This window comes from Dietzia sp. UBA5065, assembly GCA_002415925.1.
Lineage (GTDB): Bacteria > Actinomycetota > Actinomycetes > Mycobacteriales > Mycobacteriaceae > Dietzia.
Genome location: DIAZ01000062.1, coordinates 13,670 through 16,833, shown reverse-complemented (window position 1 = coordinate 16,833; position 3,164 = coordinate 13,670). Strand labels below are relative to the sequence as shown.

General features: G+C 72.6%; 4 protein-coding genes. 2 read left to right on the top strand and 2 right to left on the bottom strand.

Annotated features, from left to right (window positions below; all coding sequences use genetic code 11):
• Positions 1 to 8: 8 nt before the first annotated feature.
• Together B4M60_RS04790 and B4M60_RS04785 are read right to left on the bottom strand one after the other, a co-directional pair.
• Complete coding sequence (locus B4M60_RS04790) at positions 9 to 638, bottom strand: 3-oxoacid CoA-transferase subunit B (RefSeq protein WP_291080789.1); 630 nt, start codon at positions 636 to 638, stop codon at positions 9 to 11.
• The gene (locus tag B4M60_RS04785; RefSeq protein WP_291080787.1) at positions 635 to 1,402 is read right to left on the bottom strand and encodes a CoA transferase subunit A; all 768 of its coding nucleotides are present in this window, start codon (positions 1,400 to 1,402) and stop codon (positions 635 to 637) included. Before B4M60_RS04785 ends, B4M60_RS04790 begins: the two co-directional genes overlap by 4 nt.
• Positions 1,403 to 1,529: 127 nt before the next feature.
• Here B4M60_RS04785 and pcaD point away from each other — a divergent pair, with 127 nt between their 5' ends.
• Together pcaD and B4M60_RS04775 are read left to right on the top strand one after the other, a co-directional pair.
• The gene (pcaD, locus tag B4M60_RS04780; protein ID WP_291080785.1) at positions 1,530 to 2,321 is read left to right on the top strand and encodes a 3-oxoadipate enol-lactonase; all 792 of its coding nucleotides are present in this window, start codon (positions 1,530 to 1,532) and stop codon (positions 2,319 to 2,321) included.
• Entirely contained in the window at positions 2,318 to 3,106 is a 789-nt protein-coding gene (locus tag B4M60_RS04775; RefSeq protein WP_291080783.1) for an IclR family transcriptional regulator, read from the top strand. Before pcaD ends, B4M60_RS04775 begins: the two co-directional genes overlap by 4 nt.
• Positions 3,107 to 3,164 lie beyond the last annotated feature (58 nt).

Sequence of the window (3,164 nt, the reverse complement as noted above, 5' to 3'; positions counted from 1 at the left end):
GGACCGCGTCAGTCGAGGACCGCGGCGCCCGTCTTCTCGCGGACCTCCCCGAGGGTGACCCCCGGCGCGAGCTCCACCAGGCGGAAGCCCTCCGGGGTGATGTCGAGGACGCAGAGGTCGGTGACCACCCGCTGGACGCAGTGGCGCCCGGTGTACGGCAGGGTGTTCTCCGCCAGGAGCTTGAGGTCGCCCTTGCGGGTGACGTGGTCCATCATCACGATCACCCTGCCGGCGCCGTGGACCAGGTCCATCGCGCCGCCCATCCCCTTGACCATGGCGCCGGGGATCATCCAGTTGGACAGGTCGCCGGCCTGCGACACCTGCATGGCCCCGAGCACGGCCACGTCGACGTTGCCGCCGCGGATCATGGCGAAGGACTCCGACGACGAGAAGAACGCCGCCCCCGCAGCCGCGGTGATGGTCTCCTTGCCGGCGTTGATCATCTCCGGGTCGAGCTGCTCGCGCGTGGGGTAGGGACCCACGCCGAGGATGCCGTTCTCCGAGTGCAGTGTCACCTCGACGCCCTCCGGGACGAAGTCCGGGATCAGGGTCGGCATCCCGATCCCCAGGTTGACGTACTGGCCGTCGACGAAGTCGGACGCGATCCGCGCCGCCATCTGCTCGTGGGTCCAGCTCATGACCTCTCCTCCCCGTTGGCGCTCAGCTTCTCGATCTCCACGCCGGTCTCCTGCCGCCCGACCTCGACGAGGCGGTGGACGAAGATCCCGGGCAGGTGGACGTCCGCGGGATCGATCCCGCCGGCCGGCACGATCTCCTCGGCCTGCACGATCGTGATGCGTCCGGCCATGGCGACGTCCGGGTTGAAGTTGCGGGCGGTCCCGTAGAACTGCAGGTTCCCCGCGGTGTCCGCCCGGTGGGCGTGGACGAGGGCGAAGTCGGTGACGATCGAGCGCTCCAACACGTACGGGATGCCGTCGAACTCGCGCACCTCCTTGGGCTCGGAGGCCAGGGCGACCCCGCCGTCACCGTCGTACCGCAGCGGCAGACCGCCGTCGGCGACCATCGTGCCCACGCCGGCCGGGGTGTAGAAGGCGGGGATGCCGGCGCCGCCGGCCCGCATGCGCTCGGCGAGCGTGCCCTGGGGGGTGAGCTCCACCTCGAGCTCACCGCCCAGGTACTGCCGGGCGAACTCCTTGTTCGCCCCGACGTAGGAGGCCGTGGTCCGCGTGATGCGGCGGGCCTCCAGGAGCTTGCCGAGCCCGAAGCCGTCGGTCCCGCAGTTGTTGCTCACGGTCTCGAGGTCGGTCGCTCCCTGCTCGAGGAGGGCGTCGATCAGGACGGCGGGGATGCCGACCAGGCCGAAGCCCCCCACGGCGAGGGAGGCGCCGTCGGGGATGTCCGCGACCGCCGCTGCGGCCGACGAGAAGATCTTGTTGGTCATGTCACACACGGTAGGCGACGTTCGCTAGATGCACAAGCGTTCGCCTTACGCACATCAAGGGGGTATCGTGGTCCACGTCACCGGGATCCGACCCGTTCCGGCCTCGACCCCACGGAAAGGACCGACCATGCCCGCCACCCTGTCTTACGAGGTCAGCGGCCCTCAGTCCGCCGACACCCCCGTCGTCGTCCTCCTCGGCTCCCTGGGGTCCGACCGATCGATGTGGGACGCCCAGGTCCGGGACCTCTCCCGCGACCACGACGTGGTCGCCGTCGACCACCGCGGCCACGGCGGTTCCGAGGTCGTGGCGGGGCCCTGCACCGTCGCCGACCTCGCCGGCGACGTCCTGGCCCTCCTCGACGCCCTCGGAGTGGACCGCTTCCACGTGGTGGGGCTCTCCCTCGGCGGCGCGGTGGCGCAGTGGCTCGCCGTGCACGAGTCCTCCCGGGTCCGGTCGGTGGCGCTGCTGTGCACGGCCGCGAAGTTCGGGGAACCCTCGGGGTGGACCGAGCGCGCGGCCGCGGTCCGCTCGGGGGGCACCGCGGCCGTGGCCGACGCGGTGGTGGCGCGGTGGCTCACCCCCGCCCGCGCCGGGTCCGACCCCGCCCTGGTGTCCCGGCTCCGCGACATGGTCCTGGCCACCAGCGCGGAGGGCTACGCCGCCGCCTGCGACGCGCTGTCCGGCTGGGACGGCCGCCCCGACCTCGGACGCATCTCCTGCCCCACCCTCGTGGTGGCCGGCGACGAGGACCCCTCCACCCCGCCGGAGGTGCTCCGCGAGATCGCCGACGGCGTCCCCGGCGCCGAGTTCGTGATCCTGTCCCCCGCCGCGCACGTGCCCACCGTGGAGCTGCCCGCTCGTGTCAGCGAGGTCCTCCGCGCGCACCTGACCTCGGCCGCCGCCGCGGATCCGGCGTGACCGCGGCACCGGAACGGTCGGCCTCCCCGGACTTCGTCCAGTCGCTCGCCCGAGGCCTGGCCGTCATCACCGCCTTCGACGCGGACCACCCCCGGCAGACCCTCAGCGACGTCGCCCGCACCACCGGCCTCACCCGCGCCACCGCCCGGCGATTCCTCCACACGCTGGTCGAGCTCGGTTACGTCGACACCGCCGGATCCGCGTTCTGGCTCACCCCGCGGGTGCTCGACCTGGGGTACAGCTACCTCTCCGCCATGCCGCTGTCCGACCTGGCGCAGCCGCACCTCGAGCGGCTGAGCGCCCGGCTGGACGAGTCGTCGTCCGTGGCCGTCCTGGACGGTAGCGACATCGTCTACGTCGGCCGGGTGCAGGTGCGCCGGATCATGAACATCGGGATCACCATCGGCACCCGCTTCCCCGCCTTCGCCACCTCGATGGGCAGGGTCCTGCTCGCCGCGCTGCCCCCGGAGGACCTCGACTCCTCCCTCTCCGGAACCGACCTCCGGGTGCTGACCCCCCACGGCCTCGCCGACGAGGCGGCGCTCCGCTCCGAACTGGCCGCGATCGCCGAGCGGGGGTGGGCGCTGGTCGACCAGGAGCTCGAGCCCGGGCTCCGCTCCCTCGCCGCCCCGGTCCGCGACCGTGACGGCCGGGTCGTGGCCGCCCTCAACGTCTCGACCCACGCCGCCCGGTACTCGGTCGAACAACTCCGGGACGAACTCGTCCCGGTGGTCGTGGACGCCGCCCGGGCGTTGTCCGCCGACCTGGCCACCGTCAACCGCTGACCCCACGCCACCCCACCGCGACACCCCAGCCCATCGACACCCAGCCCGACGACACCCA